The organism is Ralstonia sp. 25mfcol4.1 (assembly GCF_900104095.1).
GTDB lineage: Bacteria > Pseudomonadota > Gammaproteobacteria > Burkholderiales > Burkholderiaceae > Cupriavidus.
Genome location: NZ_FNJO01000012.1, coordinates 115,202 through 141,061 on the forward strand (window position 1 = coordinate 115,202; position 25,860 = coordinate 141,061).

A 25,860-nucleotide genomic window follows, 5' to 3' on the forward strand; every position below is an offset into this window, starting at 1 on the left:
GATGGCTGCATCGACACCCGCCATCGTCCTGTTCGGCCACGGCGCCCGCGACGCCCGCTGGCGTGAGCCGTTCGACCGGCTGCACGGCAAGCTCGTGGCGTTGCTGCCCGGCTGTGCGGTCCGGCTGGCCTTTCTGGAACTGATGGCGCCGTCGCTGGCGGAAGCCATCGACGAACTGGCCGGAACTGGCGTGAATACGATCACCGTGGTGCCGGTGTTCTTTGGCCAGGGCGGCCATCTGCGGCGCGATTTTCCGGTGCTGATCGACGAGTGCCGGGCGAAGTATCCGGGCGTGACGATTCAGGCCGCCACGGCCGTGGGCGAGGTGGATGGGGTGCTGGATGCCATCGCGGCATATTGCGCGCTGGCCCTCTCCCCCAGCCCCGCTCCCGCAAGCGGGCGAGGGGAGCAAACCGGCAGTGTTTGAGCGGCTGTGAGCCACTCTCCCGCTTGCGGCGAGGGAGCTGAACGGCTGTGAGCCGGTCCCCTCTCCCGCTTGCCGGAGAGGGTTAGGGAGAGGGCCAGCGGTTCAAAATGCGAAAAGGCCAGAGCTCACACTCTGGCCTTTCGCATTTCCACAGACTACCGGATCACGCCGCCCGCTCGCCCTTTGCGTGTGCTTCGACATGCTCGGTTGCGCGGGTTCCCAACGCCTCGCCAATCATCAGCAGGCTTGGCTGCACCGGGTCCATCCAGCGCGCCGCCTCGCCCGCCGCCATCTGGCGCAGCGTGAATTGACGGCTGCGCTGATTGGGCGTGGTTGCCGCCTCCACCACCCAGGCGGGCGTGGATGCCGGCTTGCCGCGCGCCATCAGTTGCGCGGCAATATTGGCCGCCTGGTCGCGGCCCATGTAGTAGACGATGGTATCGGCCTTGACGTCAGCCTCGACGTCCACGGCATCGGCAGCCTTGGCCTGCGTGGCAAACGCCACGCTGCGCGACACACCGCGCTTGGTCAGCGGCCGCGCAATGGCGCTGGCGGCCGCCAGGGCAGCGGTAATGCCGGGCACCACCTCGTATTCGATGCCGGCCGCTTCCAGCGCCTGCAGTTCCTCGTCGGCACGGCCGAACAGCATCGGATCGCCGCCCTTGAGGCGCACCACCCGCTCGTACTTGGTGGCCAGATCGACAATCTGGCGGTTGATGAACAGCTGCGCGGTCGACCGCTGGCCGCATCGCTTGCCCACCTCGATCAGCTCGGCCTGGGGACACCAGGCCAGCATCTCGGGCGACACCAGCGCGTCATGCAGCACGACCTGGGCTTCGCCCAACAGCCGTGCACCCCGCACCGTAATGAGGTCGGCCGCACCGGGGCCCGCACCAATCAGGTACACCTTGCCGGTCGACGTTGCCTTCTGCGCGTTCATCTCTGCTACCGTTATCCGATCTGTCCAGCGTAGACGATATCAGGCGTACGCACGGATCATGCCCGCCGCCACCGTATGGTTGGTGGCTTCGTCGATCAGCACGAAGGCGCCCGTCGCGGGATTGTCGCCGTAGGTGTCGCAGACGATCGGCTTCTGCAGCGAGATCTGCACCGAACCGATGTCGTTCAGGTGGATCTCGTGGCGGCCGGTCTCGTGCGACAGCGTGTGCACGTCCAGCACGCGATCCACCGTCGAGACGCGTGCGAACACGCTGGCCGTGGTGTGCTTGAGCACGTACTTGCGCGACGAATTCAGCGATTCGTCGTCGAACCAGCACAGGTCCGCCGTCAGCTTCCGGGCCGAAGCGGCCGTGGCGTCGGCGGCGACGAACATATCACCACGCGATACATCCACGTCTTCCGACAGGCGCACCGTCACCGTGTCGCCGGCGTTGGCGGCGTCGGCCGAGCCGTTCGGCGTGAGCACCTCGGCCACCACGGCTTCGCGGTTGGCCGGCAGCACGCGCAGCTTCTGGCCCACGCGCACGGTACCCGCTTCCACGCGGCCCGCGTAGCCACGGAAATCGTCGGCAGCGGAGCCGTCCTGGCGCACCACCAGCTGCACCGGGAAGCGCAGCGCGGCGTCGCCCTCGGGGGCCACGTCTTCCACCGGCAGGGCTTCCAGCAGCGGCAGAAGCGGCTCGCCCTGGTACCACGGCATGGCGTCGCTGGCATGGACGATGTTGTCGCCACGCAGCGCGGACACCGGCACGTAGGTCACATCCTTCAGCCCCAGCTGCGCGGCCAGTTCGGTGTAGGCCGTGCGGATTTCGTTGAAACGCTGCTCGCTGTATTCGACCAGGTCCATCTTGTTCACGGCCACGATCACGTGCTGCAGTTCCAGCAGCTTCAGGATCGCCGAATGGCGCTTGGTCTGGGCCAGCAGTTCGGCACGGCCATTGGTCACGGTGACGCGCGTGGCGTCCACCAGCACGATGGCGGCGTGAGCCGTCGAAGCGCCCGTGACCATGTTGCGCGTGTACTGCTCGTGGCCCGGCGTATCGGCGATGATGAACTTGCGGCGCGCGGTCGAGAAGTAGCGGTACGCCACGTCGATCGTGATGCCCTGCTCGCGCTCGGCCTCCAGGCCGTCGGTCAGCAGCGAGAAGTCGATCTCCTCGCCAGCGGTGCGCTTGTTCTTGGCGTTGGCCAGCGCGGTCAGCTGGTCGGACAGCACGGCCTTGCTGTCGAACAGCAGGCGGCCGATCAGCGTGCTCTTGCCGTCATCGACGGAACCCGCGGTGATGAAACGCAGCAGGCCTTGGTGTTGGGATTGGTGAGACATTCGAGAAATCCTTTTCTTTCGCCTCACGCCGCTTGGTCCGGCGCATAGACGGGATACAGCGCTAGGCGGCGAGGGCGACGTGTACATTGGTACACGAGCACTCGCGCAACGACGCGATGTGCCCGTATATGCGTCCGGTGTCAGAAATAGCCTTCTTTCTTGCGGCGTTCCATCGACGCTTCGCTCGTCTGGTCGTCCATGCGCGTGGCGCCGCGCTCGGTGATCTCGGTCACCGCGGTCTCGGCGATGATCTCCACCGGCGATGCCGCAACGCTGGCCACCGGGCAGGTGCAGCTGATATCGCCCACAGTACGGAAGCGGACCGACAGCACTTCGCTGACATCACCATCCTGCTTCGGCGTGATCGGCGTGACCGGCACCAGCAGGCCGTTCTTGCGCACCACTTCGCGCTGATGCGCATAGTAGATCGGCGGCAGTGCCAGGTTTTCGCGGGCGATGTATTGCCACACGTCAAGCTCGGTCCAGTTCGAGATCGGGAACACGCGCATCTGCTCGCCCTGCGCCATGCGGGCGTTGTACAGGCTCCACAGCTCGGGGCGCTGGGCCTTCGGGTCCCACTGGCCGAATTCATCGCGGAACGAGAAGATGCGCTCCTTGGCGCGGGCCTTCTCTTCGTCGCGGCGAGCCCCGCCCATCAGCGCGTCGAACTTGTGCGCCTCGATGGTTTCCAGCAGCGTCACGGCCTGCGCGGCGTTGCGCGAGTCGGTTTCCTTGCGCAGGCGCACGGTGCCGCGCTTGATCGAATCTTCCACATGGCCCACCACCAGGCGCGCGCCCAGTTCGGCCACGCGCTGGTCGCGGAAGGCGATCACTTCCGGATAGTTGTGGCCGGTGTCGATATGCACCAGCGGGAACGGCAGTTCCACCTTGCGGTCGCCCAGGCGGAAGGCCTTCAGCGCCAGGTGCAGCATGACGATCGAATCCTTGCCGCCCGAGAACAGCAGCGCCGGGTTGCGGCATTCGGCCACCACCTCGCGGATGATGTAGATGGACTCGGCTTCGAGCCGGTCAAGGTGGTCGTTCTGGACCTGCAGCAGGTGTTCCACGTTGGCGGCCACGCCTGCGTCTGCGATGTCGTTCATGATGCCCATGTCGTTCTGGCCTCTACTAATTCTGTTCAGTGCTTGATGTTCTGTTCGCGGAGCCCGCACTCTAAAAAAACAGTGTGGATTGCCTCCGGCCCGGCCTGTCGGCCTTAACTTTGCCCTGCAAAGTTGGCCTTCGCCGAAACCGGGACGGAGCGCAGATTGCCTTCGTGCAATCCGCATTCCTTTGTGTCCCGGTTTTCCCACCACCACCGGCCCGCGCGTACATCCTCGCCAGCCTTGACCGCCCGCGTACACGGCTCGCAGCCAATGCTGGGGTAGCCCTTGGCGTGCAGCGCGTTGACCGGCACGTTGTGGCGCGTCAGGTAGGCCCACACCTCGGCTTCGGTCCAGTCCGCGAGCGGATTGAACTTCGGAATGCCGCGCGCCTCGTCCATTTCCTCGAACGGCAGCTCGGCACGCGTCACGGCCTGTTCGCGGCGCTGGCCGGTCATCCAGGCATCGGCGTGCGACAGTGCGCGGTTCAGCGGTTCCACCTTGCGGATGCCGCAGCAGCTCTTGCGCAGGTCCACGCTGTCGTAGAACGCGTTCAGGCCGTGGTTGCGCAGGTAGTTGTCCACCGCATCCTGGTCGGGCGTGAACTGCTCGATCGAGTAGCCGTAGCGGTCCTTCACCTGGTCCAGCACTGCCAGCGTCTCGGCGTGCAGGCGGCCCGTGTTCAGCGTGAACACGCGGATGCCGGCGCGCACCGCTTCGCCGCCGCGCAGGATCGCGTCGGTCAGCACCATGTCCTCGGCGGCCAGGCTCGTGGCAAAGCGCGCGCGGAAAAACCGGGCGGCGATGCCCGACAGGCGCTCGGCCAGTTCGCGCTCCTTGGCCTCGAGCGCCTCGACCGAACCCGTGTACGCCGGCTTCGTCCACAGCGCGGGGGGGCGCAGCGGCGAGACCGAAGCCGACGCATCGACCACGGGGATCTCCGAAATCACGGAACTCATGCGGCGCCCCGTGCCGTTGCGTCGGTCACGTCTGCACGTGCGCGGCGGAACAGCGGCAGCGGCTCGTCCACCGATGCCTGGTAGGCCACGGTGAACTCGGTAAAGCCCTTGATCGCGTCTTCGATGTTCTTGTCCGCACGCACGGCGAACGTGTCGAAGCCGCACCGCTTCATGAAGTTCAGCTGGTCGCGCAGCACGTCGCCGACGGCGCGCAGCTGGCCGGCCCAGTGGTAGCGCGTGCGCAGCAGGTAGGCCGACGAGAAGCCGCGGCCATCGCGGAACACCGGGAAATCGACCGCAACGGCCGACACGCGGTCGAACAGCGCGGCGGCGTCGCCCGGCTCGTCTTCCGGTGCCAGCCACACGCCGGTGATGGCCTTGTCGCGGCCAGCCAGCAGCGCCTCGTGGGCCTTCCACACCGACAGCGGGAACAGCACGGCATCGGCGCCCTGCGCCACGGCGGCGACATGCGCCTCGTCCAGCGGCTGCGTTTCGGTGGCGCGCAGCACGGTCCAGTTGTCTTCGACGATGACGGGACGGAATTGGCCAGCGTCGTCGCGTTGCAGTTGAATGATCTTTGCCATGTTCAATCTCTCTCGTTCGTCAGGCTTCGGCGCGCTCTTCACGCTGCTTGTCGGCGTACACGCGCTCCTTGAACGGGGCGATGCCGATACGGGCAAACGTTTCGATGAAGCGCTCGTCGCCGGCACGGTTGGCCACGAACGTGTCGATGATGCGGGTCACCACCTCGGGCATTTCGTCGGCGCTGAACGACGGGCCGATCACCTTGCCGATCGCCGAGTCATTGCCCTGGGCGCCACCCAGCGTCACCTGGTACCACTCGGAACCATCCTTGTCGACGCCGAGCACGCCGATGTTGCCCACATGGTGGTGGCCGCAGGCGTTGATGCAGCCGGAGATGTTCAGCGAGACTTCGCCCAGGTCATGGACGTAGTCGAGGTCGTCGAAGCGTTCCTGGATGGCCAGCGCGATCGGGATCGACTTGGCATTGGCCAGCGAGCAGAAGTCGCCGCCCGGGCAGGCGATGATGTCGGTCAGCAGGCCGATGTTGGCCGTGGCCAGACCGGCCTTCTTCGCCTCTTCCCACAGCGCGAACAGGTCGTGCTTCTTGACGTCCGGCAGCACCAGGTTCTGCTCGTGCGCCACGCGCAGTTCGCCAAAGCCGTAGCGGTCGGCAAAGTCGGCCACCGCTTCCATCTGCTCGGCCGTGGCGTCACCCGGAGGCGACGCGGGGCCCGGCTTGGTCGACAGCGTGACCGAAGCGTAGCCCGGCACGCGGTGCGCGCGCACGTTGCGGCTGACCCAGCGGGAGAATGCCTTGTTCTCCAGCAGGTGCTTTTCGAACGATGCGTCGGTGTCGGCCAGCTTCTCGTAGGCGGGCGGCGCGAAGTACTGCGCCACGCGGTCGAACTCGGCCTGCGTCAGCGTACCCGGGCCGTCCTTGCTGAACTTCCACTCTTCTTCCACTTCGGCGGCGAACTTGTCGGCGCCGATGGCCTTCACCAGGATCTTGATGCGGGCCTTGTACTTGTTGTCGCGACGACCGTAGCGGTTGTACACGCGGATGGCCGACTCCACGTAGGTCAGCATGTGCTGCCACGGCAGGTCTTCCTTGATGATCGTGCCCAGGATCGGCGTACGGCCCAGGCCGCCACCGGCCAGGATGCGCAGGCGCGTTTCGCCCTGTGCGTTCTTGTACGCATAGATGCCGATGTCGTGCATCTGCACCACGGCGCGGTCGTCCTTGGTGGCCGAGATCGCGATCTTGAACTTGCGCGGCAGGAACGCGAATTCCGGCTGGAACGTGCTCCACTGGCGCAGCAGTTCGGCCAGCACTCGCGGGTCCACCGATTCGTCCGGCGCCACGCCGGCAAACTGGTCGGTGGTGATGTTGCGCACGCAGTTGCCAGACGTCTGGATGCCGTGCATTTCCACGCTGGCCAGATCTGCCAGCACGTCGGGCACGCGCTCCAGGTCCATCCAGTTGTACTGGATGTTCTGGCGCGTGGAGAAATGGCCATAGCCGCGGTCGTACTTGCGGGCGATGTGGCCCAGCATGCGCAGCTGCTTCGAAGCCAGCAGGCCGTACGGAATGGCCACGCGCAGCATGTACGCGTGACGCTGCATGTACAGGCCGTTCTGCAGACGCAGCGGCAGGAATTCTTCCTCGGTCAGCTCGCCGGACAGGCGGCGGCGCACCTGGTCGCGGAATTGCGCGACACGTTCCTGGACGATGCGCTGGTCGTATTGATCGTACTGATACATGGTGTGGGTCCGTTCAGTATTCGTTGAATGCTTAGGAAACGAGCTTGATGGCCACCAGCGTGAGCGTGGTAGCCAGTGCGGCGCGCACGAGCCGTTCGGGCAGTGCCCGCGACAGTTGCGCACCGAGCCAGATGCCGGGGATCGAGCCCACCAGCAGCGCCAGCAACAAATTCCAGTCGACGGTGCCAAGCCACACGTGGCCCAGCCCGGCCACGGCCGTGAGCGGCACGGCGTAGGCGATATCGGTACCGGCCACTTCGGCCGGCTTCATATGGGGATACAGCAGCAGGATCAGCGTGGCGCCTACAGCACCCGCACCAATCGACGACACGGTCACCAGCACGCCGAGCACGGCGCCGACGGTCACCGTGGCCACCGCCTGCGGGCGGCCTTCGAGCTGGAAGCGCGGGTTGCGCTCCAGCCACGCCAGCATCTGCTTGCGGCACAGCAGGGACAGCACGGTCAGCAGCACGGAGACGCCGATCGTCACGCGGATGGCATGCAGCCAGCGGGCATCGAGTTCGCCGGCGCTCTTGAGCACCAGGATGGCGGCCAGCGCGGCCGGCAGGCTGCCCAGGCACAGGCGGCGCACCACCTGCCACTGCACATGGCCGTGGGCGCGATGGGCGATGGTGCCGAAACCCTTGGTAATGGAAGCGAACGCCAGGTCGGTACCGACCGCCGTGGCCGGCGAAAAGCCGAACAGCAGCGTCAGCAGCGGCGTCATGAGCGAACCCCCGCCTACCCCGGTCAGACCGACCAGGAGGCCTACCAGCAGACCGGATACGGTATAGGCAAGGGACATCGGGGGCTTCTCGACTGCCGCCTGCTTCTCCGGTGGTCCCGGCACCACCTTTTCAGGCGGTGCGCGGACGCAATTCGGGCAGGCGAACGTTTAACAAAGTTCGAGAATCGTAATAAACTCGCCTCATATCTCAAACTAATAAGAAGTTGTTTGTTTATACGAGCGAAGTTATATGAATCTTCACCAGTTTCGCTTCGTGCGCGAGGCCGTCCGCCAGAATTTCAACCTGACAGAGGCCGCAAAGGCGCTCTATACGTCACAACCTGGCGTTTCCAAGGCGATTATCGAGCTTGAGGAAGAGCTGGGTGTCGATATCTTCACTCGGCATGGCAAGCGGATCCGGAGCCTCACGGAACCGGGCCGCCGCATCCTCGTGTCGGTCGAAAAGATCCTGCAGGAGGTGGAAAGCCTGAAGCGCGTGGGCAAGGACTACGCCGCGCAGGATCAGGGCAACTTCACCATTGCCACGACGCACACCCAGGCCCGCTACGCGCTCCCGCGCGTGATCGCCGAGTTCACCAAGCGTTACCCCAAGGTCCGTCTGTCGATCCAGCAGGGCACGCCGGTGCAGATTGCCGACATGATCCTGCATGACCAGGCGGATATCGGTATCGCCACCGAAGGTATTTCCAGCGACAAGGCGTTGGTGTCGCTGCCCGGCTACCAGTGGCAACATATGGTGATTACGCCACCTGACCACCCACTGCTGGAAAAGAAGCACCTGACGCTGGAAGACCTGGCCGGTTATCCGCTGATCACGTACGACGTGAACTTTGCCGGGCGGCCGAAGATCGACAAGGCGTTCGCGCTGCGCCAACTGGAAGCGGACATCGTGCTCGAAGCCATCGACGCCGATGTGATCAAGACCTACGTGGAAATCGGCCTCGGTATCGGCATCGTTGCCGGCCTGGCCTTCGACCCCGAACGCGACCGCAACCTGCGCGGCATCCCGGCCGGCCATCTGTTCGGCACCAATGTGACCCATCTGGCCGTCAAGCAGGGCGCCTACCTGCGCAGCTTCGTCTATACCTTCATCGAACTGTTCTCGCCGACACTGAACCGCAAACTCGTCGAGCAGGCCATGTCCGGCGACCACGAGGCCTACGAGCTTTAAGCGGCCAGCAAGAACTCTCCCTATATAAGTAAACGATGGATTCCTTCCCCACCCTCCACTGGACCGAGGACGGCGCCGAGCGCAGCGCGCTGTGGCGTTCCGAAGCCGGTCTGCCGCCGCCGAAGCGCGTGGTGATCGCCGACGACCAGACGCCGGCCGATACCGCCTACCGGCTGGCCAGCGAAGGCACCGCCCTGCTCTGGCGCGGCGACTTCCAGAACGCCCGCCAGCTGCTGCAAGCCATGGCGCGTCGCGTGGACCGCAAACCCCAGCGCAAGGCACGCGGCGCCGCCCAGGCGCCTGCCAGCCTGACCGAATCGTTCCACAAGCACCGGCTGGCGCAGTCGCAGCGTGCCCGTACGCTGGGCATGCTGCTGCTGCCGTTCGAGGCCGGTCACGTGGTGCCGCTGCGCCGCGCCCCGGACGTCCACGAAGCCTGCGAGCAGGTCTACGGAAAGAGCGACGCCCCCTACGTGGCATCGATGCGCGAACTGCTGGGCCTGATCGGCGCCTACGAGTGGCGCAGGAAAGGCGTTGCGATCCCGGTGCTTGGCGAGCGCATCCACCCCTGGTACGGCGTGTTCTCGCCGGTGCGCGGCGAATACATCGAACTGGTGGCCAAGGAGCCCCTGCCGTCCACGGCGCTGGCCTTCGACATCGGCACCGGTACCGGCGTGCTGGCCGCGCTGCTGGCACAGCGGGGCGTCAGGCGCGTGGTGGGCACCGACCAGGACCCGCGCGCGCTGGGCTGCGCCCGCGAGAACATCGACCGGCTGGGTCTGGCCAAGCAGGTCGAGATCATCGAGGCCGACCTGTTCCCCGAAGGCCGCGCCCCGCTGGTGGTCTGCAACCCCCCCTGGGTGCCGGCTCGGCCCAGTTCGCCCATCGAGCACGCCGTGTTCGATCCCGACAGCCGCATGCTGCGCGGCTTCCTGAACGGTCTGGCCGCGCACCTGGAACCGGGCGGCCAGGGCTGGCTGATCCTGTCGGACTTTGCCGAGCATCTGGGCCTGCGTTCGCGCGACGAACTGCTGGGCTGGATTGATGCAGCGGGGCTCAAGGTGCTGGGGCGCTCCGACATCCGGCCACGGCACCCAAAGGCCGCCGATGCCGACGATCCGCTGTTCGCCGCGCGCAAGGCCGAGGTCACGTCGCTGTGGCGACTGGCCGCCAGGTAGCACCCGATCGCCGGTTCCATTCCCATTGACGTACGTCTTCGGAGGTTGCCCATGCGCCTGCGCCAGTTGCTGCTGCCTGTGATGTCGATGTGCCTGATCGGTGCCGCGCGCGCCGATATCCGCGTCGGGGTCGACCTGTCATTGACAGGTGCCGCCGCGGCCATCGGCATTCCGTCGGCCAATACCGTGCAGCTGTGGCCGCAGACGCTGGGCGGGCAGCGGGCGCAGTACATCGTGCTGGACGACGGCACCGACCCGGCCGCCGCCGTGCGCAACGTGCGCAAGTTCATCGCCGAGGACAAGGTTGACGTGATCGTGGGCCCGAACATCACGCCGAATGCGATTGCCGCGCTCGACGCGATTGCCGAGACCGGAACGCCGATGGTGGCGCTGGCCGCCTCCGCCACCATCGTCGAGCCGCAAGCCGACCCGCGCCGCCGCTGGGCCTTCAAGATGCCGCAGAACGACGCGCTGATGGCCACGCTGCTGACCGAATACATGGTCAACCACGGCGTGAAAACCGTCGGTTTTATCGGCTTCAACGACGCGTATGGCGAAAGCTGGTGGCGCGAGTTCTCGAAAATGGCCGAATTGCGACATCTGCGCGTGGTCGCGCAGGAGCGTTTTGGCCGCATGGATACCTCGGTCACGGGCCAGGTGCTCAAGCTGATGTCGGCCAACCCCGACGCCATCCTGATTGCCGGCTCGGGCACCCCGGCCGTGCTGCCGCAGAAGACGCTCAACGAGCGCGGCTACAAGGGGCGCATCTATCAGACGCACGGCATCGCCTCGTGGGATTTCCTGCGCATCGGCGGCAAGGACGTGGAAGGGACGCTGTTCCCGACGGGCCCGGTCGTGGTGGCGCGCCAGCTACCCGACAGCCACCCGGCGAAGAAAGTGGCGCTCGATTTCGTCAAGCGCTATGAAGCGAAGCACGGCGCCGACACCGTCACGCAGTTCGCCGGCGACGCCTGGGGCGCCTGGCTGCTGCTTGACGATGCCACCCGGCGCGCACTGAAGACCGGGGCGCGGCCCGGCACGCCGGCGTTCCGCAGCGCGCTGCGCGACGCCATCGAATCGACACAGAACCTGACGGTGCCCAACGGCGTGCTGAATCTCGGCGCGCAGGACCACCAGGGCTTCGACCAGCGTGCCCGCGTGATGGGCACCATCCGCAATGGCAGGTTCGCCTATGCAGGCGACAAGTAACGAGGAAGCAGTCATGACTACCGTGGCATTTATCGGCCTGGGCGCGATGGGCGCGCCGATGGTCGGACACCTGATCCGCGCCGGCCACACCGTGCGCGCCTTCGTACGCCGCCCCGAAGCGGCCGACGCCGCGCGCCAGCTTGGCGCCGAACCGTTCTTCACGCCGGCCGAGACGGCACGCGGCGCGGCGGTGGTCTTCACCAACGTGACGTCGTCGGAAGACGTGCGCCAGGTGCTGCTGGGCCCGCAAGGGGTGATCGAAGGCGCCGCGCCCGGCACCATCTGCGTGGACCACAGCACGATTTCGCCCATCGTCACGCGCGAGATCGCCCAGGCGCTGGCTGCCAAAGGCATCGAGGCGCTCGACTGCCCCGTATCGGGTGGCACCATCGGCGCCCAGGCCGCCACGCTGACGATCATGGTCGGCGGCAAGGTCGAGAATTTGGAGAAAGTACGACCGCTGCTGGAATGCCTCGGCAAGACGATCACCCATATCGGCGGGCACGGCGCCGGCCAGGTGGCCAAGCTCTGCAACCAGATTGCCCAGGTGGTCAATATCGAAGGCATTGCCGAGGCGATGCGCTTTGCCGGCGCGCAAGGCGTGGATACCGGCAAGGTGTTCCAGGCGCTGTCCACGGGATTCGCCGGCAGCCGCATGCTGGACCTGATGGGCCCGAAGATGGTGTCGCGCGATTTTTCCGCGGGCATCGAATCGCGGCTGCACGCCAAGGACTTTGGCCTGGCCGCCGACATCGCCGGCGAAATCGGCCTGGACCTGCCCGCCATGCGCGCCACGGCGGCGCAACTGGGCGAACTGATGGATCAGGGCTGGGGCAAGGACGATACGTCGTCGCTGCTGAAAGTGCTGGAACTGAAGAATCCGCAAGCGTAGGCGCGGGGCGGGCGCGGGCTGGCGGACACCGGTCAGACGCCCGCGATCATCCCGAGCAGCGCACGCGACAACGGGCTGTCGTCCCGCATCAGGTCGTCCATCGCATTGAAGTGATGACGGCCCGGCAGCGCGATATCGTCACGCGCGTTGTCCGGCCATGCCGCGCGGATCAGCGCGTGCTGGCGCTGGTACTCGCTGGATTCCAGCTCGCCCACCGCGGTGATCAGCGGCGCGTCGGTCGCCGGCACCATGAACGCCGGCGACAGGCGCGCCACATCGGCTTCGCTGAGCTGCAGGTCGGCCTGCAGGAAATCGGCGCGGCGCAGCGGTTCCAGGTCGTAAAGGCCGCTGATCGACAGCCCGCCCTTGATCAGGTCGATCGGCAGGTCGTCCGCGAACTGCGGCCAGAGCGCGGCCATCAGCATCGTCACCAGATGCCCGCCCACCGAATGGCCGGCCAGGAAAATGCGGTGGCGATCGTGGCCAAGCCGGTCGGCCTCGCGATACAGCCAAGCCACCGATTGCATGACCTGCCACACGATGGTTTCCACCGTCACCGTCGGGCACAGCGCGTAGTTGACCACCGCCACCGACACCCCGCGCCGCGTGGGCACGCTGGCGACAAAGCTGTGGTCGCGCTTGTCCAGCGCACGGTAATAGCCGCCATGCAGGAACACCAGTAGCGGAGGCGCATCGTCATCGCGCAGCGACGCCGGAAAGTAATCGAGCGTTTCCGTGTCGGCAAGTGGCGAATTCGCATCGCCATAGGCCAGGTTCTCGAAATACGTCACCATGCCGGCCCGCACCAGTGCCGAATCCGCCGCCCAACGCGCCATGTGAACGGCGTTGTCCGGCACATTGGCGCGATTGTTATAGGCCTGGGCGTAGAAGGCTGGGTCTTGCGAGGGCAAGGCCGCCAGCGCGGCAAGGCTGGCGGTGGGCGTGGCATCGAGGGTCGGCTGGGCAGACATGGCTCTCGGCTCCGGTGAAGTCGCGGCGACACGGCATGGGACGGTTGCGCGCTATCCTACCGCAACTGCCAGGGCACCCACTTTTCAGCGAATTCGCGTATGGTCGTCAAGCGCCGGCTGCGCGCCGGCAAGGCTCCACAGCTGGGGCCACCCGAAGTCGGGCTCGATCCGGAAACCGGTCGGGACCATGCGCGCTGTCCGCTGTGCGGGCGGACCCTGCTCGACGACGCCAGCACCGACCTGCACCACCCCGTACCCCGCAGCCGGGGCGGGCGCGCGGTCATCGCCATGCATCGCGTCTGCCATCAGAAGATCCATTCGGTCTTCACCGAAATCGAACTGGCCACGACCTACCACGACTGGGATGCACTGCGCGCCCACCCGGCCATGGCCGATTTCATCCGCTGGATCGCCCGCAAGCCCCCGGGCTTCTACGACCGCAGCCGTACCACCAACGCCCGGCGCGGACGCTAGGCGCCTGCCCGGCCGCGCCATCCGACGGGGTCGTCCGCTGGTTGTCCGGGCAGTGGAATTGCGGCATAATCGGCGGTTCATCAGCGCGCGATGTGCATTTCCGCTCATCGCCAAGCCCATGCCCGGGTGGTGAAACAGGTAGACGCAGGGGACTCAAAATCCCCCGCCGCAAGGCGTGTCGGTTCGAGTCCGACCCCGGGCACCAGATTTTCTTCAGACGCTTTTTCCGACTGCTTCCGGCTGCTTCTCTGGCGCCTTCCGCCAGCAGCTTCCCCCTCGCCGCAGTGCCTGGACTCCCCTAGCCCAACGCCCGATACCGCGTCAGCAGGATATCCGCCGATTTCAGTGCCGTCGACAGGTCCGTCGGGTCCAGCAACGGGGCGGCTTCGTTGAGTCGCCAGGCTTCGGCGCGGCCGGGATGAACCGAGACCTCGGTCAGTCCGTGCGGCAACGCCTCCGGCAAGCGGTTCGCCCACGAGTCGTCGCATTGGTCCACCGCGCAGTAGTAGTCGGTGCACATCATTCCCCAGAACGGGATCGTGAATACGTTGTTGACCACGCGCCGTTTGCCGTTCGGGTTCAGGAACAGGTTCTGGGGCCGGCGCACCCATGTCAGGCCGGCGCGGCGCATTTCCTGGCGCAGCGAATAGATGACACTCGGAAACTTGTGCAGGTGGCCGTGGCTGTCGACATGGGTCACCTCCACGTGGTGATCTCGCAGTTCCTCCACTTGCAGGCGGAATTCGCGGCGGAGGTCGGCGGTGGTCAGCATGCCGACCAGGGCCGCGTAACGCTGGTCCGGGCTCGCGCGAAAGGCGCCGGGCTCATCGCACAGCGATGTGTCGGGGTCCGGCGCCACGGGCCGGAAGCCATCGACGATATTGAAATGCAATCCGAACGAAAATCGCTTGCGGTTCTGCCGGGCATAGTCGTAGGCCAGCGCGGACGCGTCGCAGCCCACCATGATCGTGGCGCTGGTCAGCAGGCCCGCCTCGAAGCAATCCACCGTCGTATTGAAGGTTTCTCGATCAAGACCGAAATCATCGGCATTGATGATCAGGCTTCGCATGTTCCGGTTCTCCGTTCGTGTCCGTTCGCGTTTCCACCAGCCGGCGCGCGGTCCGCTACCGCCCCGCCCGTGCGCTGGCCGCCGAAATACGGAAATGGAGCCTGATGCAAAGCGCGCCAAATCATCACTTGCCCCTCGGCCTCACGGCCGTTCCATTCCCGGTGTCCACAGCAACGTCGTTGGTGTTCTAATTGTTCTGGTCTTGATACATTCAATACCGCCATGAATGTATCTTGCGGCAACGTTAACGCTGGATTATGTGCGGTACCGCTCCTAACCGGCCGGCTCCCGCCATCGCGCGCGTCGCAGAACATTGATACGGTTCGGGCTGGCCCGAAAATGCCAGAGATGCCGGAACCGCGCGACCGGAACAAACCAACGATTCCGATGGTGCCACGCGCTATTGGCGCCACTGACGATTCTCAGGGTAGTCAACCCAGGCCGTTTGAACCGTTCGTTCGCGACGTGGCAATGTGCGGTTTCTCACATAACTGCCCACCTCACGCCACACTGGCCGTATTTGTTCTGCCCGTTGCCACCGCGACATCACCTTACACCGCCTTGCCCTGTCAGACGTACTCCACTGGCGGCCATGCAATCGCTTGCTTATGCTTCTTGCCTGCGCCTCCATAACAACGACCGACCATCAGGGAATCGAAGATGAATCGTTATATTGCTACGGCGGCCGCCATCGGCTGCGCAACGCTGCTCGCCGGCTGTGCCGGCGCCGACATGAACAGTCTGAGCCAGGCGGGTGGCAGCCTGTTCAGCGCCGCCACGCTCACGGACGCCAACGTCAAGCAACTGTCCGACCAGTCCTGCGCCGACATGGACAAGAAGAACACGGTCGCCGCGGCGGACAGCACGTATGCGAAACGGCTGGTGAATATCATGAACGGCCTGCAGAACACCGGGCTGCCGCTCGATGCCAAGGTCTATATGACCAAGGACATCAACGCGTGGGCCATGGCCAACGGCTGCGTGCGTGTCTACAGCGGCCTGATGGACCTGATGACCGACGACGAGGTGCGCGGCGTGCTGGGCCACGAAATCGGCCACGTGGCGCTGGGGCATACCAAGAAGGCCATGCAGGTGGCCTATGCCGCAGCGGCCGCGCGCGGCGCGCTGGGTTCCACCGGCTACGCCACGCTGACGGCGCTATCGACATCGCAGATCGGCGAACTTGGCGAAACCTTTGTCAATGCGCAATTCTCGCAGCGCCAGGAAAGCGAGGCGGACGACTACTCGTACAACCTGCTGACGAAGAATGGCGCCAACCGGCAGGCGCTGGTCACCGCCTTCCAGAAGCTGGCCAAGCTCGATGGCGGCCAGTCGGGCCTGCTCAGCTCCCACCCGGGCTCCGACGCGCGCGCCAAGCATATCCAGGACCGGATCAACAGCGGCAAGTAACGCCGCACGGCGGTACCGTGGCGAACACGGTACCGCTGCCGCGGCTCCCCCCTTTACCGGCGCCCCCCTGCACCGGCAAAGGGGCGTGGCTCCCTCCCCTCCCGCCTTTCCGCCCACTTCCAGACATAGCCGTTTGTTTGATTGCGTTTAATACGCGTTCAAAAGCTTTCAGTACGCGCCAATGCGCCCGGTGCGGATAATGCCTCACGCCTGCGGGCTCTCCGCTGGCTTGCCATGAGCCATAGGGAGGCTTGCGCCGCGTCATGGAGTCCGTTTCCGCCCTGCTTGCCGGACAACCGGAGATTGCGCTGTTCCTGGCACTGGCCGTCGGCCATGCGGTAGGCGCGATCCGCTTCGGACCGTTTCAGCTTGGCGGCATCTGCGGCACGCTGATTGCATCGCTGGTCATCGGCCAGAGCGGTGTGCGGCTGGACGACGATGTCAAGAACGTGGCCTTCGCCGTGTTCATCTTTGCGCTCGGTTTCACGGGCGGACCTCAGTTTTTCGCCAATGTCGCGCGCGAATGGCGGATCGGCGTGCTGTCGCTGGTCGAGGTGTTCGTATTGCTCGCGTTGCTGGCCCTGGCGGTGCCCCTGCTGCATCTGGACCCCGGCACGGCGTCGGGCCTGCTGGCCGGCGCGGCGACCGAATCGGCAGTGATCGGCACGGCCTCCGAAGCCATCGCGCGGCTCGACCTGTCGGCCGACGCCATCCGCGTGCTGCAGACCAATATCGTCACGGCCTACAGCGTGACCTACCTGTTCGGGCTCATCGCCATCGTCCTGTTCACCAGCCAGCTGGCACCCTTTCTGCTGCGTCAGAATCTGCGCGAATCGGCCAACCAGCTTTGGCTGAAGCTTGGCGGGCAGAACGACATGGCCGACAACCAGATGACGGCGCTGCCGATGATCGTGGCGCGCGTGCTGCGCGTGGACCATATGGCTGGCAGGACCGTCGTGGAAGCCGAGCATGAAGTGGCACTCGGCGTCACGATCCGGCGCATTCGGCGCGACGGCAATACCTTCCGCCCCGCACCCGAAGACGTGCTGCGCAGCGGCGACATCGTGCTGGCCGTGGGCCGGCGCGACGCGATGGTGCCGTTTGCCGCCGCCGTCGGCCCCGAGATGCCCGAGGAGCCCGGCATGGACGCCGTGGTGCAGGCAGAACTGTCGGTGCTGCTGACGCGCCGCGAAGTGATTGGCGTGTCGCTGGCGCGGCTGCGCCAGAGCGTGGATGTGGGCATGGGCCGCGGCGTCTATGTGTCGCGCATCACGCGCATGCAGCATGCGGTGCCGATCCTGCCCGAGACCGTGCTGGAACGCGCCGACGTCGTCACGCTGTCCGGCCCCGACGAGGCCCTGCAACGCGTGGTGCCCGAACTGGGCTATCCGGTCATCCCCACGATCCGCACCGATTTCGTTTTCCTGGGCATCGGCGTGCTGCTTGGCATGCTGATCGGCTCGTGGAGCGTCAAGGTGGGCCAGGCCGACCTGACGCTGGGCGTGGGCGGCGGATGCCTGGTGTCGGGCCTGGCCTTCGGCTGGCTGCGCGCACGGCTGCCGGTGATGGGCTCGCTGCCGGCGCCCGCGGCCGAGATCCTCAAGGACTTCGGGCTGGCCACGTTCATCGCCGCCGTGGGCTTGTCGGCCGGCCCCGACGCGCTGCGGCTGGTGCAGAAGTTCGGCCTGATCCTGCCCCTCGCGGGCGTGCTGATATCGATCATCCCGGCGGCCATTTCGCTGTATATCGGTCATCGCTGGCTGAAGCTCGACATGCCGATCCTGCTCGGCGCGGTGGCCGGCCAGCATTGCAGCACCCCCACGATCATGGCGCTCACCAACGCCGCGGGCAACGGCACGCCCGTCATCGGCTACACGATCACCTACGCCATCTCCAACGTGCTGCTGCCGTTGCTCGGACCGATCGCCGTGGCGATGGCCGGCGCGCTGGCATCCGCACCGCAGTAGCTGTGTCCGGCCCGCCGGGGGCCATGAGCGCCCGCGCATGGGCCGCCGTCACCTGTGTCACGCCTTACAGGAGTTCCATATGGATTGGTTGCACGCCATCTTCCAGAAATCGCCCGAGTCGGCGCTGTTCCTGTCGCTGGCCATCGGGTATGCCATCGGCAAGCTGACCTTCGGCAAATTCCAGCTGGGTGGGGTTGCCGGGTCGCTGCTTGCGGCGGTGATCATCAGCCAGGTGGGCGTCGAGATCGACAACGGCGTGAAGGCCGTAATGTTCGCGGTCTTCATCTACGCGGTGGGCTATGAAAGCGGCCCGCAGTTCTTCAACTCGCTGAACCGCAATTCTCTGCGCGAGATCGCGATGGCCGTCTTCATGGCCGTGGCGGGGCTGGTGACCGTGGTGGTGCTGGCCAAGCTCTTCCATCTCGACAAAGGGATCGCGGCGGGCCTGGCCGCCGGCGGCATGACGCAGTCGGCCATCATCGGCACGGCCGGCGACGCCATCACCAAGCTCGGCCTGCCGCCCGACCAGGTGAAGACGCTGCAGGCCAACGTGGCCATCGGCTATGCGGTGACGTACGTGTTCGGATCGCTGGGCGCCATCATCGTCTGTGTGAATATCCTGCCGCGCTTCATGCGCACGGACCTCAAGTCGGATGCGAAGAAAGTCGAGGCGGCCATGCACGGCGGCCTGCCGCAGTTCGGCCCGGGCCAGGCCGGCGCGCTGCCCCGGCTGGTGGGCCGGCTGTTCCGCGTGACGGCTGCCGCAGGCAAGACCATCAAGGACATCGAGATCGGCGGCGAAGACCTGGTCACCGTGGAAAAGCTCCAGCGGGGCGGCAAGCCGATCGACGTCACACAGGACACCGTGCTCGAAGCCGGCGACCTGGTGCTGCTGGTGGGCCGGCGCGACGCCATGGTGCCCACCGCGCTGGTGATCGGCGACGAAGTGGCCGACGCCGAAGGCATGGGCATGGTCATGCAGACGCGCCGCGCCGTGTTCACGCGCCCCGGCCTCAACAACAAGCCGCTGGGCGAGATCGTGGCCAATATCAGCCGCGAGATGCGCCATGGCGTGTACCTGGAGCGGATCGAGCGATACGACCACGCACTGCCGATCCTGCCCGACCTGAAGCTCCAGCACGGCGACATCATCACGTTCTACGGCACCCCGGCCGACACCCGGCGTGCCGCCGAGCGCGCCGGCTATGAACTGGTACCGAGCGAGAAGACCGACTTCGTCTACTTTGGCGCCGGCGTGCTGGTGGGCCTGCTGATCGGGTTGCTGGTGGTGCGCATCGGGTCGATTCCGCTGACGCTGGGCGCGGGCGGCGGCGCGCTGCTGTCGGGCCTGGTATTCGGCTGGGCGCGCTCCAAGCATCCGATGTATGGCGCGATGCCGACGGCGGCCTGCCAGTTGCTGAAGGACTTCGGCCTGGCCGCGTTCGTGGCCATCGTGGGCATCAACTCGGGACTTCAGGCCGTCGACACCCTGCGCCATAGCGGTTTGACGATTTTCCTGCTCGGCGCCGTGGTCACGCTGCTGCCGCTGTTCCTGACGATGCTGTTCGGCCGCTACGTGCTCCGGTACGACAACGCCGCGCTGCTGGCCGGTGCGCTGGCCGGATCGCGCAGCGCCAATCCGGCTTTCGGCGGCATCCTGGACAAGGCCGAAAGCCCCGTGCCGACCGTGCCGTTCGCCATCACCTATGCGCTGGCCAACGTGTTGCTGACACTGCTCGGCCCGCTCGTCGTCGGGCTTGTCTGAGGGTTGTCCCGGACCACAATGTGACCGAAAATCAAGGAACCACTACGAACTGCAAGGGGAGCGTCATCGCAGCAAACCGGCCCGTCTGTGGCATCGAATTGCCACAGACGGGCCGTTTTTTTGCCGAAGCGCCGCGGTATCAGCGCGCTTCCACGAACGCCAGCACCGTTTCCAGCATCTGGCGGATGGCCGGCTGCACGTTGGCGGCCTTTGCCGGGTCGTACGCGAACGGGTACACCTCTTCCATGTACGACGACTGCGTCAGTTCCAGCTGGATGGCATGCACGCCGTCCGCCGGGTTGCCGTACTGGCGCGTGATGTAGCCGCCCTTGAAGCGGCCGTTGAGCACGGCCGTATGGTTCGGCACCGCCTGCGCGATCTTGACCACATCGGCTGCCAGGCCGGTGTCGCAGCTCTTGCCGTCGGCCGATCCCAGGTTGAAGTCGGTGAGCTTGCCTTCGAAGAAGCGCGGCAGCACCGAGCGGATCGAATGTGCGTCCCACAGGCCGATCGTGCCATGCTCGGCGCGCAGGCGCGCCAGTTCTTCCTGCAGCGCGTTGTGATACGGATGCCAGACCGCGCCACGGCGCAGCGCGATTTCCGCGTCGTCGGGGGCGTCGGCGCCGTCGGCGTACACCGGCGTCTTGTCGAACGTATCGACCGGGCACAGGCCCGTGGTGTCCTGGCCCGGGTACAGGTTGGCGTTGTCGGGCGGACGGTTCAGGTCGATCACGTAGCGCGAGTGCGTGGCCATCAGGATCGACGCGCCCAGTTCGCGGGCAAAGTCGTACAGGCGGTCCATGTGCCAGTCGGTATCGGGCACGGTGCGCGCCTCGGGCGTCAGGCGCTCGGCCAGGCCGGCGGGGACGTAGGTGCCGACGTGCGGCATCGACACCAGCAACGGGCGGGTGCCGCGATGCAGCGTGAAAGCGGGAATATCGGTGGTGAAGGAGGAGGACATCTTGTCTCGGGGCTGCTTTGTATGGGGCGGGTTCGGAACCCTTCAGTCGGCCAGCAGGCGGGCGCGCGCCTCGGCGAACAACCGGCCCGCATCCCCTTGTAGCGGATGCACGCCGTGCTGCAAGCGGCACGTGCCGCCCGTGCGGACTTCCGCTAGTGTCTCATGTCCGTGGCTGGCGAACACGCAAGTGGCCAGCGCCTGGGCCCCGTCGAGCCCGGCCAGCGTAGGATGCTGGCCGTCCAGCACCACGAAATCGGCACGCTGTCCAGCCGCCAGGCCCGCCACCGGCCGTGCCGCCGCCCGCGCGCCGCCGGCCACGGCTTCGAGCCAGAGCCGGTCGGCCACCTGCGGATGCTTCTCAGACGCCAGCACGTTGCGCCGCTGCAGGCCCAGCCGCTGCCCGTATTCGAACGTGCGCAGTTCCTCGGCCACGCTGACGCTGGCGTGGCTGTCCGACCCGATGCCCCACCAGCCCTGCTGGGCCAGGTACGGCGCGGCCTCGAACACGCCATCGCCGAGGTTGGCTTCGGTGGTCGGGCAGATGCCGGCCACGGCGCCGCTATGGGCCAGCCGCCGGCGCTCGTCCCAATCCATGTGCGTGGCGTGGACCAGGCACCAGCGTTGGTCAACGGGTACGTGGTCCAGCAGCCATTGCACGGGCCGCACGCCGTTGGCGGCCAGGCAGTCGTCCACTTCCTTCTGCTGTTCGGCGATGTGGATATGCACCGGCGCCGTGGCATCCATCGCGTGCAGCGCGGTAACGGCCTGCGTCAGGGCGTGCGGCGGCACCGCGCGCAGCGAATGGGGTGCCAGGCCCAGCCGTGCGCCGTAGGCGGTGCAATGCGGCGCCAGTTTTTCCAGCAGCGCCTGCATGGCATCGGCATCGTTCAGGAAGCGGCGCTGGTCGTGCTGCGCGGGCTTGCCGCCAAACCCGGCCGTCTGGTACAGCACGGGCAGCAGCGTCATGCCGATGCCGGCGGCCTGCGCCGCGCGCAACAGCCGCAGCGACATTTCGGCGCGGTCGGCATACGGCTTGCCTTCGGGATCGTGATGGACGTAATGGAATTCGCACACGCTGGTGTAGCCGGCGCGTAGCATCTCGATATAGAGCTGCGTGGCGATGGCCTCCAGCGCGTCGGGCGACAGGCGCAGCGCAAAGCGGTACATCAGCGTGCGCCAGCTCCAGAACGAATCGCCGCCGGCGGGATCGTCGCCGGGCGACACGCTGCGGTATTCGGTCAGCCCGGCAAAACCGCGCTGGAAGGCGTGCGAATGGAGATTCGGCATGCCCGGCAGCACCGGGCCGGCCGCCTGCGGCACCGATGGCGCCGGCGCGGCGCCCGCCGTAATGGTCGTGAAAGCGCCGTTGGCACCCCACTCCAGCAGCACATCGCGTGCCCAGCCATCGGGCAGCAGCGCGTGGCGCGCGAACAGCTGGCCGGCGCTCATCGGAACACCTTGCCCTGCCGCACCACGCCGGCACACGGATTGCGGCCAAACCAGTACGCCAGCTCGGCGGGCGACGCGATGCGCCACAACGCGAAGTCGGCGGCGCGGCCCACGGCCAGCCGCCCGTGGCGATCCGCCGCGCCGAGCGCGCGCGCCGCGTGCGTGGTCACGCCGGCCAGCGCCTCGGGCACCGTCATGCGGAACAGCGTGCAGGCCATGTTCATCATCAGCAGCAGCGATGTGGTGGGCGATGTGCCCGGGTTGTGATCGGTGGAAATGGCAATCGGCACGCCATGCTGGCGCAGCAGCGCCAGCGGCGGCAGATGGGTGTCACGCAGGAAATAGTAGGCGCCGGGCAGCAGCACGGCCACCGTGCCGGCGGCGGCCATCGCCATCACGCCGGCCTCGTCCAGGTGTTCGAGGTGATCCGCCGACAGCGCCTTGTGCCGTGCTGCCAGTGCCGCACCACCCAGGTTGCTCAGTTGCTCGGCATGCAGCTTCACGGGCAGGCCGTGGCGCGCGGCGGCCTCGAATACGCGCGCGGTCTGGTCTGGCGAAAATCCGATGCCCTCGCAGAAGGCATCGACGGCATCGACCAGCTTTTCCTCGGCCAGCGCCGGCAGCATCGTATTGCAGACCAGGTCGATATAGTCGTCGGCGCGGCCCGCGTATTCGGGCGGCAGCGCATGGGCGCCCAGGAAGGTCGTGTAGACCGTCACGCCATAGGCTTCACCAAGTTGGCGAGCCACGCGCAGTTGCTTGCGCTCGGCGTCGAGTGACAAGCCATAGCCGGACTTGATTTCGATGGTGGTCACGCCCTCGGCCAGCAGCGCCTCCAGCCGTACGGCCGCCTGCGCGAACAGCGTAGCCTCGTCGGCCTCGCGCGTGGCCCGCACCGTGGATACGATGCCGCCCCCGGCGCGCGCGATGTCCTCGTAGCTGGCACCCGCCAGCCGCATCGCGAATTCGTCGGCGCGCTGGCCGCCGTACACCAGGTGCGTATGGCAGTCGATCAGGCCGGGGGTGATCCACGCGCCGCCGGCATCGTGCCGGTCGAGATGGCGATAGCTGTCGGGCAGGTCGGCCAGCGCCCCGAGCCAGCCGATGCGGCCCTGTTCGATCACCAGCGCGCCGTCGCGGACGGCCCGTTCGGGGTCCGCGTCGGGCAGCAGGTGGCAGTGATGCCAGACGCCATCGGCGGCGGGCGCGTCGTGGAAGTTCATCGGTCCTGCTCCCTATGCAGTATCACGCGCAGGCACAGCGCGGAAAGTTCGGTGTGGGCGCATGTGACGGCCGGCGAACCGGCCGGCATCAGTATGCCCTCGCCCGCCGACAGGTGCTGGCCGTCGCCGCTGCGGCTGTCGCTGGCATCCCAGTCGCCGCGCAGCGCCAGCACCAGCACCGTGGCGTAAGTGGGCACCGCCGTGAACGGCTGCCGCATCAGGCTGACTTCGGCGCGGCAGCGACCCCGGCGCGTCATCACGTTGAGGTCGCGTGTCGGGCCATCGACCAGCGCGGCATGGATAGCCGTATCGCCAGAAAACGCGTACGGCTCGCCCACGCGCACGAGCTTGTGGCAGAACGAATCGTCGTGGGCCTGCAGATGCACGCCGGCGCCGTCGATCAGCACGATCTGCCTGTCGATGCCGGGAAAGGCCGAGAACGGCCCGTCCGTGGCGATATCGGCCACGCTGACGCGCCAGTCGAACGCGTCCATGCCGGCGCCCGGCGGCCATACGGCAATCTCGCGCGTAGTTCCGCCGCCGTTCTTCCACGGCGTGGGCGCGATGGCGTCGAGCGCGAACCGCGTGACGGGCATCAGCGATTCACCATCGGCAGGTTCAGGCCCTTCTCGTGGGCGCAGTCGATGGCGATGTCGTAGCCGGCGTCGGCATGGCGCATCACGCCCGTGGCCGGATCGTTCCAGAGCACGCGCTCGATCCGCCTGGCCGCCGCGTCGGTGCCGTCGCAGACGATGACCACGCCCGAATGCTGCGAGAAACCCATGCCCACGCCGCCGCCGTGATGCAGGCTGACCCACGTGGCACCGCCGGCCGTGTTCAGCAGCGCGTTGAGCAGCGGCCAGTCGGACACCGCATCGGAGCCATCGCGCATCGCCTCGGTTTCACGATTCGGCGATGCCACCGAGCCGCAGTCGAGGTGGTCGCGCCCGATCACCACCGGCGCCTTCAGTTCGCCGTTCTTCACCATCTCGTTGAACGCCAGGCCAGCACGATGGCGTTCGTCCAGGCCCACCCAGCAGATGCGCGCCGGCAGGCCCTGGAACGCGATACGGTCGCGCGCCATGTCCAGCCAGCGGTGCAGCGGCTTGTCGTCCGGGAACAGCTCCTTCATCTTGGCGTCGGTCTTGTAGATATCCTCCGGGTCGCCCGACAGCGCTACCCAGCGGAACGGCCCCTTGCCACGGCAGAACAGCGGGCGGATATACGCCGGCACGAAGCCCGGAAAATCGAACGCGTTCTTCACGCCTTCCTCGAACGCCACCTGGCGGATGTTGTTGCCGTAGTCCACCGTCGGCACCCCCATCTGCTGGAACGCCAGCATGGCCTGCACATGCTTGACGATCGACTGGCGCGCGGCGGCTTCCACGGCCTTGGGGTCGCGCACGCGCAGGTCTTCCCACTGGTCCACGGTCCAGCCTTCGGGCAGGTAGCCGTTGATGACGTCGTGCGCGGAGGTCTGGTCGGTCACGATATCGGGCCGCATGCCGCCGGCCTGCGCGCGGCGCGCCAGTTCGGGCACGATTTCGGCGGCGTTGCCGAGCAGGCCCACCGAGATCGCCTGGCCCTGCTTCGTCGCGTCTTCGATCATCGCCAGCGCCTCGTCCAGCGTGGTGGCCTTCTTGTCCAGGTAGCGCGTGCGGATGCGGAAGTCGATGCGCGACTCCTGGCATTCGATGGCCAGCACGCACGCGCCGGCCAGCACGCCGGCCAGCGGCTGCGCGCCGCCCATGCCGCCCAGCCCGGCGGTCAGGATCCACTTGCCGGTCAGGTCGCCGTTGTAGTGCTGGTTGCCGGCTTCCACGAACGTTTCGAACGTGCCCTGGACGATGCCCTGCGTGCCGATGTAGATCCACGACCCCGCCGTCATCTGGCCGTACATCATCAGGCCGGCGCGGTCGAGTTCGTTGAACTTGTCCCAGGTGGCCCAGTGCGGCACCAGGTTGGAGTTGGCGATCAGCACGCGCGGGGCGTCGGCATGGGTACGGAACACGCCCACCGGCTTGCCCGACTGGACCAGCAGCGATTCGTCCTCGCCCAGGCGGCGCAGGCTGTCCAGGATGGCGTCGAAGCATTCCCAGTTACGCGCGGCCTTGCCGATGCCGCCATAGACCACCAGGTCTTGGGGGCGTTCGGCCACATCGGGGTCCAGGTTGTTCTGGATCATGCGATAGGCGGCTTCGATCAGCCAGTTCCTGCAGTGCAGCTGGCTGCCGCGCGGGGCACGGATTTCGCGCTGGCCGCGCGGGGTGTCGGTGAATTGGTGTTCGTTGGCGTTCATGGTGTGTCTCGGTAT

At 66.7% G+C, this 25,860-nt stretch carries 23 protein-coding genes and 1 tRNA gene; 10 read left to right on the forward strand and 14 right to left on the reverse strand.

Annotated features, from left to right (window positions below):
• Position 1: 1 nt before the first annotated feature.
• Positions 2–427, forward strand: a complete 426-nt coding sequence (locus BLQ58_RS20655) for a sirohydrochlorin chelatase (RefSeq protein WP_092601680.1) — start codon at positions 2–4, stop codon at positions 425–427.
• Positions 428–590: 163 nt separating this feature from the next.
• Here BLQ58_RS20655 and cobA read toward each other — a convergent pair whose 3' ends face one another.
• The 7 genes from cobA to BLQ58_RS20690 all read right to left on the reverse strand — a co-directional run bounded on the left by cobA (position 591) and on the right by BLQ58_RS20690 (position 7,864).
• Entirely contained in the window at positions 591–1,367 is a 777-nt protein-coding gene (gene cobA, locus BLQ58_RS20660) for a uroporphyrinogen-III C-methyltransferase (protein WP_092601682.1), read from the reverse strand.
• Between the two features lie 39 nt (positions 1,368–1,406).
• On the reverse strand, positions 1,407–2,711 hold the full coding sequence (locus tag BLQ58_RS20665) for a sulfate adenylyltransferase subunit 1 (RefSeq protein ID WP_092601684.1): 1,305 nt from the start codon (positions 2,709–2,711) through the stop codon (positions 1,407–1,409).
• Between the two features lie 140 nt (positions 2,712–2,851).
• Positions 2,852–3,823, reverse strand: coding sequence for a sulfate adenylyltransferase subunit CysD (gene cysD / locus BLQ58_RS20670; RefSeq protein ID WP_092601686.1), 972 nt, complete (start codon positions 3,821–3,823; stop codon positions 2,852–2,854).
• Positions 3,824–3,927: 104 nt separating this feature from the next.
• Positions 3,928–4,773 carry a phosphoadenylyl-sulfate reductase gene (locus tag BLQ58_RS20675; protein ID WP_092601688.1) on the reverse strand — a complete coding sequence of 282 codons (846 nt, stop codon included), beginning with the start codon at positions 4,771–4,773 and terminating at the stop codon, positions 3,928–3,930.
• Positions 4,770–5,357: a DUF934 domain-containing protein gene (locus tag BLQ58_RS20680; protein ID WP_092601690.1), complete on the reverse strand. Its 588-nt coding sequence runs from the start codon at positions 5,355–5,357 to the stop codon at positions 4,770–4,772. The genes BLQ58_RS20675 and BLQ58_RS20680 overlap by 4 nt, the downstream gene beginning before the upstream one ends.
• A 19-nt stretch (positions 5,358–5,376) precedes the next feature.
• A complete protein-coding gene (locus BLQ58_RS20685; protein ID WP_092601692.1) occupies positions 5,377–7,059 on the reverse strand; it encodes a nitrite/sulfite reductase in 1,683 nt (560 codons plus the stop codon).
• A gap of 31 nt (positions 7,060–7,090) precedes the next feature.
• The gene (locus tag BLQ58_RS20690; protein ID WP_092601694.1) at positions 7,091–7,864 is read right to left on the reverse strand and encodes a sulfite exporter TauE/SafE family protein; all 774 of its coding nucleotides are present in this window, start codon (positions 7,862–7,864) and stop codon (positions 7,091–7,093) included.
• 172 nt (positions 7,865–8,036) lie between these two features.
• Here BLQ58_RS20690 and BLQ58_RS20695 point away from each other — a divergent pair, with 172 nt between their 5' ends.
• From BLQ58_RS20695 to BLQ58_RS20710, 4 genes are read left to right on the forward strand one after another with little or no spacing between them, the layout of a single operon-like run.
• The gene (locus BLQ58_RS20695) at positions 8,037–8,978 is read left to right on the forward strand and encodes a CysB family HTH-type transcriptional regulator (protein ID WP_092601696.1); all 942 of its coding nucleotides are present in this window, start codon (positions 8,037–8,039) and stop codon (positions 8,976–8,978) included.
• A 35-nt stretch (positions 8,979–9,013) separates the two neighbouring features.
• Positions 9,014–10,156 (forward strand): methyltransferase, encoded by a 1,143-nt coding sequence (locus BLQ58_RS20700; protein ID WP_092601698.1) that lies wholly within the window; start codon positions 9,014–9,016, stop codon positions 10,154–10,156.
• Positions 10,157–10,207: 51 nt separating this feature from the next.
• Entirely contained in the window at positions 10,208–11,365 is a 1,158-nt protein-coding gene (locus BLQ58_RS20705; protein ID WP_092601700.1) for an ABC transporter substrate-binding protein, read from the forward strand.
• 13 nt (positions 11,366–11,378) lie between these two features.
• Positions 11,379–12,257, forward strand: coding sequence for an NAD(P)-dependent oxidoreductase (locus tag BLQ58_RS20710; protein ID WP_092601702.1), 879 nt, complete (start codon positions 11,379–11,381; stop codon positions 12,255–12,257).
• A gap of 32 nt (positions 12,258–12,289) precedes the next feature.
• On the opposite strand, the gene BLQ58_RS20715 is transcribed toward BLQ58_RS20710, so the two are convergent.
• Positions 12,290–13,228 carry an alpha/beta hydrolase gene (locus tag BLQ58_RS20715; RefSeq protein ID WP_092601704.1) on the reverse strand — a complete coding sequence of 313 codons (939 nt, stop codon included), beginning with the start codon at positions 13,226–13,228 and terminating at the stop codon, positions 12,290–12,292.
• A 99-nt stretch (positions 13,229–13,327) separates the two neighbouring features.
• Between BLQ58_RS20715 and BLQ58_RS20720 the strand changes: the two genes are divergently transcribed.
• Positions 13,328–13,702 carry an HNH endonuclease gene (locus tag BLQ58_RS20720; RefSeq protein WP_092601706.1) on the forward strand — a complete coding sequence of 125 codons (375 nt, stop codon included), beginning with the start codon at positions 13,328–13,330 and terminating at the stop codon, positions 13,700–13,702.
• Positions 13,703–13,822: 120 nt separating this feature from the next.
• Positions 13,823–13,907 (forward strand) — tRNA-Leu (locus tag BLQ58_RS20725).
• Between the two features lie 93 nt (positions 13,908–14,000).
• Here the strand turns inward: BLQ58_RS20725 and BLQ58_RS20730 are convergent.
• The gene (locus BLQ58_RS20730) at positions 14,001–14,771 is read right to left on the reverse strand and encodes a ChbG/HpnK family deacetylase (protein ID WP_092601708.1); all 771 of its coding nucleotides are present in this window, start codon (positions 14,769–14,771) and stop codon (positions 14,001–14,003) included.
• Positions 14,772–15,431: 660 nt separating this feature from the next.
• On the opposite strand from BLQ58_RS20730, the gene BLQ58_RS20735 reads away from it, so the two are divergent.
• The 3 genes from BLQ58_RS20735 to aspT (BLQ58_RS20745) all read left to right on the forward strand — a co-directional run bounded on the left by BLQ58_RS20735 (position 15,432) and on the right by aspT (BLQ58_RS20745) (position 19,913).
• Entirely contained in the window at positions 15,432–16,181 is a 750-nt protein-coding gene (locus BLQ58_RS20735) for a metalloprotease LoiP (RefSeq protein ID WP_092601710.1), read from the forward strand.
• A 263-nt stretch (positions 16,182–16,444) separates the two neighbouring features.
• Positions 16,445–18,148 (forward strand): aspartate-alanine antiporter, encoded by a 1,704-nt coding sequence (gene aspT, locus BLQ58_RS20740; protein WP_092601712.1) that lies wholly within the window; start codon positions 16,445–16,447, stop codon positions 18,146–18,148.
• A gap of 79 nt (positions 18,149–18,227) precedes the next feature.
• On the forward strand, positions 18,228–19,913 hold the full coding sequence (gene aspT / locus BLQ58_RS20745) for an aspartate-alanine antiporter (RefSeq protein WP_092601714.1): 1,686 nt from the start codon (positions 18,228–18,230) through the stop codon (positions 19,911–19,913).
• 139 nt (positions 19,914–20,052) lie between these two features.
• On the opposite strand, the gene hutG is transcribed toward aspT (BLQ58_RS20745), so the two are convergent.
• From hutG to hutU, 5 genes are read right to left on the reverse strand one after another with little or no spacing between them, the layout of a single operon-like run.
• Positions 20,053–20,874, reverse strand: a complete 822-nt coding sequence (gene hutG / locus BLQ58_RS20750; protein WP_092601716.1) for an N-formylglutamate deformylase — start codon at positions 20,872–20,874, stop codon at positions 20,053–20,055.
• A 42-nt stretch (positions 20,875–20,916) separates the two neighbouring features.
• Positions 20,917–22,323: a formimidoylglutamate deiminase gene (locus BLQ58_RS20755; protein WP_092601718.1), complete on the reverse strand. Its 1,407-nt coding sequence runs from the start codon at positions 22,321–22,323 to the stop codon at positions 20,917–20,919.
• Complete coding sequence (hutI, locus tag BLQ58_RS20760) at positions 22,320–23,546, reverse strand: imidazolonepropionase (RefSeq protein ID WP_092601720.1); 1,227 nt, start codon at positions 23,544–23,546, stop codon at positions 22,320–22,322. Before hutI ends, BLQ58_RS20755 begins: the two co-directional genes overlap by 4 nt.
• Positions 23,543–24,142 (reverse strand): HutD/Ves family protein, encoded by a 600-nt coding sequence (locus BLQ58_RS20765; protein WP_092601722.1) that lies wholly within the window; start codon positions 24,140–24,142, stop codon positions 23,543–23,545. Before BLQ58_RS20765 ends, hutI begins: the two co-directional genes overlap by 4 nt.
• The gene (gene hutU, locus BLQ58_RS20770; protein ID WP_092601724.1) at positions 24,142–25,845 is read right to left on the reverse strand and encodes a urocanate hydratase; all 1,704 of its coding nucleotides are present in this window, start codon (positions 25,843–25,845) and stop codon (positions 24,142–24,144) included. Before hutU ends, BLQ58_RS20765 begins: the two co-directional genes overlap by 1 nt.
• Positions 25,846–25,860: the final 15 nt, after the last annotated feature.

What these genes read in the sequence shown, in the direction of transcription:
- BLQ58_RS20690 (WP_092601694.1), bottom strand. Translation starts at nt 7,864, where the DNA reads ATGTCCCTTGCCTATACCGTATCCGGTCTGCTGGTAGGCCTCCTGGTC.
- BLQ58_RS20765 (WP_092601722.1), bottom strand. Translation starts at nt 24,142, where the DNA reads ATGCCCGTCACGCGGTTCGCGCTCGACGCCATCGCGCCCACGCCGTGG.
- cobA (WP_092601682.1), bottom strand. Translation starts at nt 1,367, where the DNA reads ATGAACGCGCAGAAGGCAACGTCGACCGGCAAGGTGTACCTGATTGGT.
- BLQ58_RS20655 (WP_092601680.1), top strand. Translation starts at nt 2, where the DNA reads ATGGCTGCATCGACACCCGCCATCGTCCTGTTCGGCCACGGCGCCCGC.
- BLQ58_RS20705 (WP_092601700.1), top strand. Translation starts at nt 10,208, where the DNA reads ATGCGCCTGCGCCAGTTGCTGCTGCCTGTGATGTCGATGTGCCTGATC.
- hutI (WP_092601720.1), bottom strand. Translation starts at nt 23,546, where the DNA reads ATGAACTTCCACGACGCGCCCGCCGCCGATGGCGTCTGGCATCACTGC.
- BLQ58_RS20680 (WP_092601690.1), bottom strand. Translation starts at nt 5,357, where the DNA reads ATGGCAAAGATCATTCAACTGCAACGCGACGACGCTGGCCAATTCCGT.
- hutU (WP_092601724.1), bottom strand. Translation starts at nt 25,845, where the DNA reads ATGAACGCCAACGAACACCAATTCACCGACACCCCGCGCGGCCAGCGC.
- BLQ58_RS20710 (WP_092601702.1), top strand. Translation starts at nt 11,379, where the DNA reads ATGACTACCGTGGCATTTATCGGCCTGGGCGCGATGGGCGCGCCGATG.
- aspT (WP_092601714.1), top strand. Translation starts at nt 18,228, where the DNA reads ATGGATTGGTTGCACGCCATCTTCCAGAAATCGCCCGAGTCGGCGCTG.
- BLQ58_RS20720 (WP_092601706.1), top strand. Translation starts at nt 13,328, where the DNA reads ATGGTCGTCAAGCGCCGGCTGCGCGCCGGCAAGGCTCCACAGCTGGGG.
- cysD (WP_092601686.1), bottom strand. Translation starts at nt 3,823, where the DNA reads ATGGGCATCATGAACGACATCGCAGACGCAGGCGTGGCCGCCAACGTG.
- BLQ58_RS20755 (WP_092601718.1), bottom strand. Translation starts at nt 22,323, where the DNA reads ATGAGCGCCGGCCAGCTGTTCGCGCGCCACGCGCTGCTGCCCGATGGC.
- hutG (WP_092601716.1), bottom strand. Translation starts at nt 20,874, where the DNA reads ATGTCCTCCTCCTTCACCACCGATATTCCCGCTTTCACGCTGCATCGC.
- BLQ58_RS20735 (WP_092601710.1), top strand. Translation starts at nt 15,432, where the DNA reads ATGAATCGTTATATTGCTACGGCGGCCGCCATCGGCTGCGCAACGCTG.
- aspT (WP_092601712.1), top strand. Translation starts at nt 16,445, where the DNA reads ATGGAGTCCGTTTCCGCCCTGCTTGCCGGACAACCGGAGATTGCGCTG.
- BLQ58_RS20685 (WP_092601692.1), bottom strand. Translation starts at nt 7,059, where the DNA reads ATGTATCAGTACGATCAATACGACCAGCGCATCGTCCAGGAACGTGTC.
- BLQ58_RS20695 (WP_092601696.1), top strand. Translation starts at nt 8,037, where the DNA reads ATGAATCTTCACCAGTTTCGCTTCGTGCGCGAGGCCGTCCGCCAGAAT.
- BLQ58_RS20715 (WP_092601704.1), bottom strand. Translation starts at nt 13,228, where the DNA reads ATGTCTGCCCAGCCGACCCTCGATGCCACGCCCACCGCCAGCCTTGCC.
- BLQ58_RS20665 (WP_092601684.1), bottom strand. Translation starts at nt 2,711, where the DNA reads ATGTCTCACCAATCCCAACACCAAGGCCTGCTGCGTTTCATCACCGCG.
- BLQ58_RS20700 (WP_092601698.1), top strand. Translation starts at nt 9,014, where the DNA reads ATGGATTCCTTCCCCACCCTCCACTGGACCGAGGACGGCGCCGAGCGC.
- BLQ58_RS20730 (WP_092601708.1), bottom strand. Translation starts at nt 14,771, where the DNA reads ATGCGAAGCCTGATCATCAATGCCGATGATTTCGGTCTTGATCGAGAA.
- BLQ58_RS20675 (WP_092601688.1), bottom strand. Translation starts at nt 4,773, where the DNA reads ATGAGTTCCGTGATTTCGGAGATCCCCGTGGTCGATGCGTCGGCTTCG.